3 protein-coding genes are annotated in these 1,171 nt (G+C 67.9%); 1 reads left to right on the top strand and 2 read right to left on the bottom strand.

The window, feature by feature from the left end:
• Together AB0O29_RS36225 and AB0O29_RS36220 are read right to left on the bottom strand one after the other, a co-directional pair.
• Positions 1–280, bottom strand: a 280-nt coding sequence (locus tag AB0O29_RS36225; RefSeq protein ID WP_365160795.1) for a DUF6879 family protein, incomplete at its 3' end; no start/stop codon positions are given.
• Positions 258–485, bottom strand: a complete 228-nt coding sequence (locus tag AB0O29_RS36220) for a hypothetical protein (RefSeq protein ID WP_365160793.1) — start codon at positions 483–485, stop codon at positions 258–260. The genes AB0O29_RS36225 and AB0O29_RS36220, both read right to left, overlap by 23 nt.
• A 263-nt stretch (positions 486–748) precedes the next feature.
• Here AB0O29_RS36220 and AB0O29_RS36215 point away from each other — a divergent pair.
• The coding region (locus tag AB0O29_RS36215; RefSeq protein ID WP_365160790.1) for a hypothetical protein at positions 749–1,171 on the top strand (423 nt) is incomplete at its 3' end.

Genomic DNA, 1,171 nt, shown 5'->3' with positions numbered 1-1,171 from the left:
CCACGTTCGCGTCGGAGATGAAGTGCTCCCAGCGGATGTAGTCCGACTCCGGAACCGAGAAGACCCGGGCCCGCCGCACGGCGACACCGCGCGCGGTGGCCTCGCGCACCCACTTCAGCCACAGCTGGAACTCGGGGTCCCCCGCGAGGAGGTCCTCCCGCGAGCCGGCCTTCCAGGCGTCGAGAGCCGGCTCGGCCATGTAGCCGTCGCGCATCTCCAGGTGCACTGCGGAACGGCGGGCCGAGCCGATGAGCTGCTCAAACGTCGCTGCGGACGCCACGGTCCCCCTCCTCGAAGAACCGCACCATCCGGCGGGGGATCTCGACCACCGTCTCGTGACCGGGCAGGTCCAGCTGTTCCAGACGGGCCTCGTCGCTGACGATCCAGCCCTGGACGAGGTAGGTGTTCCTCTCCTCGTCGAGGTAGACGGTCGGGCTGCCGCCCGACTTGCTCTCGGGGTCCTTGCCAAGCCTGCGCAGAGCCATCAAGCCCTCCATCGCTCGGTGCTGCCGCTCACTCCGGGGAAATCCTTGCAGCCAACCAGCCTACTGCGCACGAAACTTGCACCACCTTGCACCGCCCGACAGTGTTGTGGGTCTTGGCTCACCGAAGGCGCCTCCGACGGATACCGGTGGAAGAACCGAATGCCACGGTTTCGCTGGGGCCGGAATTCGGTTGATCGACCACTGCGGGCCGTCCACCCGTGCGAGTTAGATTCACGTGTGCGGTATTGAGGGGGGTTGCTGCGATGTCGGTCAAACGTGTGGTGCTTCCGCTGTCCGTCTCGGTGGCCGTGGTGCCATGGCTCCTCGCTGCGGGGACGACCATGCTGTGGGAGCTTGCGGCGGGGCAGGACCAGCCGGGCTCTCTGTTCGGCACCCGGATGGTGCTGGTGCCGCTGCTGCTGGTCGGCGAGGTCGCTGCCGTGGTGGCGGTCTTCCGGCGTTATGGCGGTCTGCGTGCCGACTTCTGGCCGGGAGCCGGGCTTGCGTTCGCGCTCCTGGCGCTGTTCACCGTGATGGGCGTTTCCTCGACGGCGGGTGCCAGGGGCTTTCTGCTGTGGATCTGGGCCCTGTACTCCGGGTACGTGTTCTTCGTGTTCGGCTTGGGCGGGAGGGCCTGGAAGAAGGCCTTCGCCCAACCGGGCGGTGTTGGCCGGCGGGCCCTCCCG

This window comes from Streptomyces sp. NPDC089915 (assembly GCF_040684675.1).
In the GTDB taxonomy this organism is placed as follows: domain Bacteria; phylum Actinomycetota; class Actinomycetes; order Streptomycetales; family Streptomycetaceae; genus Streptomyces.
Note: the sequence above shows the minus strand (reverse complement) of the source record. Positions and strands in the feature narration are given on the sequence as shown.